4 protein-coding genes are annotated in these 5,631 nt (G+C 73.9%); 1 reads left to right on the top strand and 3 read right to left on the bottom strand.

Annotated features, from left to right (window positions below; translation table 11 throughout):
• Positions 1-162: 162 nt before the first annotated feature.
• Positions 163-2,703 (top strand): CDP-glycerol glycerophosphotransferase family protein, encoded by a 2,541-nt coding sequence (locus tag ABD308_RS35865; RefSeq protein WP_344344304.1) that lies wholly within the window; start codon positions 163-165, stop codon positions 2,701-2,703.
• Here ABD308_RS35865 and ABD308_RS35860 read toward each other — a convergent pair.
• The 3 genes from ABD308_RS35860 to ABD308_RS35850 form a co-directional block, all read right to left on the bottom strand.
• Entirely contained in the window at positions 2,688-3,242 is a 555-nt protein-coding gene (locus tag ABD308_RS35860) for a 2'-5' RNA ligase family protein (RefSeq protein ID WP_344344301.1), read from the bottom strand. The genes ABD308_RS35865 and ABD308_RS35860 overlap by 16 nt on opposite strands.
• Complete coding sequence (trpS, locus tag ABD308_RS35855) at positions 3,239-4,279, bottom strand: tryptophan--tRNA ligase (protein ID WP_344344298.1); 1,041 nt, start codon at positions 4,277-4,279, stop codon at positions 3,239-3,241. Before trpS ends, ABD308_RS35860 begins: the two co-directional genes overlap by 4 nt.
• Positions 4,280-4,309: 30 nt before the next feature.
• Positions 4,310-5,631 (bottom strand): hemolysin family protein (locus ABD308_RS35850; protein WP_344344296.1); only part of this gene is annotated, 1,322 nt, incomplete at its 5' end.

Raw genomic sequence — 5,631 nt, 5'->3', positions numbered from 1 at the left:
TTTTCCGGCGACCTTTCCGGCAACGGCCTCGCGCGACATTCCGGAACTTCGAACTGGCGTTTCCGGGGAGAACTTTTCAGCTAATGACAACGCCATTCCCAAATTGACCTCGGATGACTTTCCGGGTGAGATGGAAATTCTCGCCGAGAAAGGTCCGTGGAAATGGCTGTCCTCACCCGGTTCGTCCTCCCGCACGCCGCGCCCCGCTTCGGCGACCCCCGCTTCGGCGCCCCGCTGCCGGGCGAGGAGGAGAACGCCGCCTTCGGACTGCTGCGCGCCCGCTGGCACGGCCGCGGCCTCGAACTCACCGGCTTCGCCCGGCCCGACGACCGGCCCACCGCCCACCCCGGCTCGGCCTGGACCTGGCTCACCCTGCGCCGCGGCGACCACGACGAGCCCTTCCACGTCCCCACTCGGCCCCGCCGGTTCCCGGAGATCACCGACGACAGCGCCCAGCCCGAGCACAACCACGACTGGGCCGGCTTCACCGCCCTCGTCGAACCCCGCCGGCTGCGCGGCCCCGACGGCTGGCTGCTCGGCGACTGGCACGTCGAGACCACCCTGTTCACCCTCGCCCGTCCCACCCGGCTGCGCCGCCAGTACGGCGGCCTCGCCCCGCACTGGTGCGGCTCCGGCGAGTACCCGCCCGCCCGCTGGGTGGACCACGACGTCCGCCTCCAGCCGCACTTCGCCGACGGCCGGCTCGCCCTGCGCCTCGAACGCCCCGCCGTCCGCCTCGACCGGGCCGTGCCCGCCCCCGACGGGATCGCCCTGCACCTCACCAGCGCCGATCCCGGACAGGCCCGCACCGTCCTGCGGCTGCGCCACCGCGAGAGCGGCGCCGTCCGCACCGAACCCGCCGTCCGCACCGGACGGACCCTCACCGCGCACCTGCCGTACGCGCTGTTCACCGCCGACGGGCGCGGCACCGGCGACCTGGAGCACTGGGACGTCGAGCTGGTCGACCCGGACGGCGCCGTCGACCGCCTCGTCCTGGACGAACGCTCCGGGCCGGTGGCCGGCCAGCACCCGCTGCCCGGCGCCGAGGACCGGGTGCTGCACCTCAAGCACCTCGCCGACGGCCGGCTCCAGCTGTGCGTGCGGCCCGCCGCCGGCTGGGTCGAGCGGTTCACCGTCCAGGCCGGCGGCTTCGAACTCACCGGCCGCTGCCCCGCGCCCGGCCCGCTCGAACTCGTGCTGCGGCACAGCGTCAGCGGCACCGAGGTCCGTCACCCGGTCGAACCCGGCCCCGACGCGCGCTTCACCATCCGGCTGCCCGTCACCCGCACCGGCTCCGACGGCACCGCCCTGCCGCTGCGCAAGGGTCTGTGGGAGGCCGCGCTGCACCCCGTCGGCGGGACCGGCCCGGCCCGCCCGCTGACCGCCTCGGCCGCCGTCCTGGCCGCGCTGCCCGCCGCCACCCAGACCGGCGGCAAGCGGATCGTGCTGGAGCGCCGCTGGCGCGACACCCTGCTGCTGGACTCCACGCCGGTCCTCAGCGCCACCGAGCGCAGCGCCTGGACCCAGGCCCGTCAGCGCACCGCCGGCTACCCCGCCGCCCGCCGCGAGCCGCTGCGCGAGGCCGTGCTGTACGACGTCTTCGGCGGCCGCGGCTACGCCGACTCACCGCGCGCCGTGCACGCCGAACTCGCCCGCCGCGGCACGCCGCTGGAACACCTGTGGGTGGTCGACGACGCGCAGGCCGAGCTGCCCGCCGGGGTCCGCGCCGTCCGGGTCTGGAGCCCGGAGTGGTACCGGGCGCTGGCCACCAGCCGCTACCTCGTCGGCAACACCCACTTCCCGGACTTCCTGCGGCGCCGCACCGGCCAGGTCGTCGTCCAGACCTGGCACGGCGCCCTGCTCAAGCGGATCGCCCACGACGTCGACAACCCCTGGCTGGCCGACCACGGCTACCTCGCCGCGCTCGACCGGGAGACCCCGCACTGGAGCCTGCTGCTGTCCCCCAGCCCGTTCGCCACCCCGATCCTGCGCCGGGCGTTCCGCTACCGGGGGGAGATCCTGGAGTCCGGCTACCCCCGCAACGACGTGCTGGCCCGCCCCGACCAGCGGCGGGCGGCCGCCGTCCGCCACCGGCTCGGCATCCCCGAGGGCCGCCGGGTGGTGCTCTACGCGCCGACCTGGCGGGAGGACCGGCCGCGCCCGGACGGCGACGGCTTCCGGTTCGACCTGCGGCTCGACCTCGACCGGGCCCGGCGGGCGCTCGGCGACGACCACGTCCTGCTGCTGCGGCCGCACGCGCACGTCCGCGAGCCGCTGGCGGGCACCGGGGACGGTTTCGCCGTCGACTGCGCCGACTACCCGGACGTGCAGGAACTGCTGCTGGTCGCCGACGTCCTGGTGACCGACTACTCGTCGATCCTGTTCGACTTCGCCATCACCGGCCGTCCGGTGCTGTTCTTCACCTACGACCTGGCGCACTACCGGGACAGCCTGCGCGGCTTCGCCTTCGACTTCGAGGCGCAGGCCCCCGGCCCGCTGCTGGAGGACTCGGCGGCGCTGGTCGCGGCGCTGCGCGAACTCGCCGACGGCGGGGGCGCCGTGCCCGCCGGGTACGCCGAGCGCTACCGGCGCTTCCAGGAGGTGCACTGCGCGCTCGACGACGGCGCCGCCGCCCGCCGGGTGGTCGACCGGATGCTGGAGCTCGGCGGCCCCGCCGGGCCCGCCGGTCAGCCGAAGCCGTAGGTGCGCCAGGGGCGCCAGACCTCGTCCGCGTCGAACCGGGAGAGGCCGAACCCGGGCACCGGGAAGGCCGCGTGGAAGGACCGGGCCTGCTCGTAGGCCTGGTCCAGCACGTCGTCCGCGAGCCCGTGCGCCACCGTCACGTGCGGGTGGTAGGGGAAGGCCAGCTCCCGGGCCAGCGGGCCGGAGCGGATGTCCGCCTCCAGCAGCCGGCACTCCCGCTCGCCCTCCTCGACCCGGACGAACACCACCGGGGAGACCGGGCGGAAGCTGCCGCTGCCGCGCAGCACCATCCGGAACGGCCGGTGCGCGGCGGCCACCGCCGCCAGGTGCTCCTCGATCTTCGGCAGCAGCTCGGCCGGCACCTCGGTGGGCGGCAGCAGCGTGACGTGCGTGGGTATCGACCGGGCCAGCGGATCGCCGTGCCCGGCCCGCGCGTCCTGGACCGCCGCGCCGTACGGATCCGGGACGCTGACGGACACGCCGATGGTGAGGGCCTCCGGGAGGCCCTCACCACCGGGCAGGCTCGTCAGCGGAGTCACCGCTTGGCGGCCGGGAGGAAGCCGATCCGGTCGTACACCGTGGCCAGCGTCTCGGACGCCACCTCGCGGGCCTTCCCGGCGCCCAGCGCGAGGACGCGGTCCAGCTCGGCCGGGTCGTCCAGGAAGCTCCTGGTGCGCTCCTGGAACGGCGTCACCCACTCGCTGAACAGATCGGCCAGCTCGGTCTTCAGGGCCCCGTACATCTTGCCCTCGAAGTGCGCGACCAGCTGCTCGATCGACTGCCCGCTCAGGGCGGAGTGGATCCGCAGCAGGTTGGAGACGCCGGCCTTCTCCTGCTCGTCGTAGGAGACCACGGTGCCGGTGTCGGTGACGGCGCTCTTGAACTTCTTGGCGCTGGCCTTCGGCTCGTCGAGCAGGCTGACCAGGCCCTTGGCGGAGGACGCCGACTTGCTCATCTTGATGGCCGGGTCCTGGAGGTCCTGGATCTTGGCCGTCTCCTTGAGGATGTACGGCTTCGGGACCGTGAAGGTCGGGCTGTAGCGGGTGTTGAAGCGCTCCGCGAGGTCCCGGGTGAGCTCCACGTGCTGGCGCTGGTCCTCGCCGACCGGGACGGCGTCCGCCTGGTACAGCAGGATGTCGGCGACCTGGAGGATCGGGTAGGTGAACAGGCCCACCGAGGTGCCGGCGGCGCCCTGCTTGGCCGACTTGTCCTTGAACTGCGTCATCCGGGAGGCCTCGCCGAAGCCGGTGAGGCAGTTCATCACCCAGCCGAGCTGCGCGTGCTCGGGCACGTGCGACTGGACGAACAGGGTGCAGTGCTCCGGCTCCAGGCCGGCGCCGAGCAGCTGGGCGGCGGAGATCCGGGTGTTCTGGCGCAGCGTCGCCGGATCCTGCTCGACGGTGATCGCGTGCAGGTCGACGACCATGTAGAAGGCGTCGTTCTCCTTCTGCAGATCGACCCACTGGCGCACCGCGCCCAGGTAGTTGCCGAGGTGGAACGAGCCCGAGGTGGGCTGGATCCCGGAGAGCACCCGGGGACGGTCCTTGACCGGACCAGTGACCGCTGCGTTGACCATGCGGGCCATTGTTCCAGTTCCACCGACCGGTCAGGAAACCTCCGGCCCCGGCGGTTCCGCCAGTGTGACCGCACTCACCCCGACCCGGGCGATCCGCCGGCCCTCCAGCTTGGCCACCGTCAGCAGCACCTCCTCGCCCGGGCCGGCCGGGATCCGCACCAGGTCGCCGTCGGCGGGCAGCCGGCCGAGCGCGGCGACCAGGCAGCCGGCCACCGTCTCGTAGGGGCCCTCGGGGAGGGTGACGCCGGTCTCCTCGGCGAAGTCGGCCAGGTTGGTCAGGCCGTCGAGTTCCACGCCGCCGCCGGCCAGCCGCCGGGTGGGGGCGGGCTCGGGAGTGTCGTACTCGTCACGGATCTCGCCGACCACCTCCTCGACGAGGTCCTCCAGGGTGACGATGCCGGCGGTGCCGCCGTACTCGTCGACCACGATCGCCAGGTGGTGGCCCTCGCGGCGCATCTCGCCCATCGCCTCCAGCACCCGCTTGGTGCCGGGCAGCAGTTTGACCGGGCGGGCCAGGTCGCGGGCCTTGGCGGCCCCTTCGCCGCGCGCCCCGTAGAGGTCGCGGACGTGCACGAAGCCGGCCACCGCGTCGTAGCTGCCCTCGATCACCGGGTAGCGGGAGTGCGGCGAGGAGTCCGCCTGGACGCGGACCTCGGCGAGCGGGCGCTCGGCGTCCAGGAAGGTCACCTCGGTGCGCGGGACCATCACCTCGCGCAACTGACGCTCCCCGGCGGCGAACACGTCGGCGATCAACGTCCTTTCGTCGCTGCCGAGTTCGGTGCTGGCGGCGACCAGGCCGCGGAGCTCCTCGGAGCTCATCGAACCGCGCCCGGCGGCGGGGTCGCCGCCGAGCAGCCGGACCATCAGATCGGTGGAGCGGCCGAGCAGCCAGATCGCCGGGCGCAGCACCACCGACATCACGTCGACCACCGGCGCGGCCAGCACCGCGATGGAGTCGGCCCGCTGGAGGCCGATCCGCTTGGGGGTGAGCTCGCCGAGCACCAGCGAGGCGTAGCTGATCACCAGGGTGAGGCCGACCAGCGCGGTGGCGTCGGCGACGCCCTCGGAGAGCCCGGCCCGGACGAACAGCGGGGCGACCTTGCCGGCCAGCGTGTCGGCGCCGAAGGCGGCGGAGAGGAAGCCCATGCAGGTGACGCCGACCTGGACGGCCGCCAGGAAGCGGTTGGGGTCGGCCGCGAGGTGCGCGGCCCGGGCGGCCCGCCGGGTGCCGCGCGCCTCCAGCGCCCTGATCTGGCCCTCGCGCAGGGAGATCAGCGAGATCTCGGCGACGTTGAACAGCCCGCCCAGGACGATGAAGACGAGGACGAGCGCGGCGTCCTGGAGGGTTTCGT

The organism is Kitasatospora putterlickiae, from assembly GCF_039527695.1.
GTDB classification, from domain to species: Bacteria; Actinomycetota; Actinomycetes; order Streptomycetales; family Streptomycetaceae; genus Kitasatospora; species Kitasatospora putterlickiae.
The sequence above is the reverse complement of the archived record's forward strand: the minus strand, read 5'-3'. Positions and strand labels throughout refer to the sequence as shown.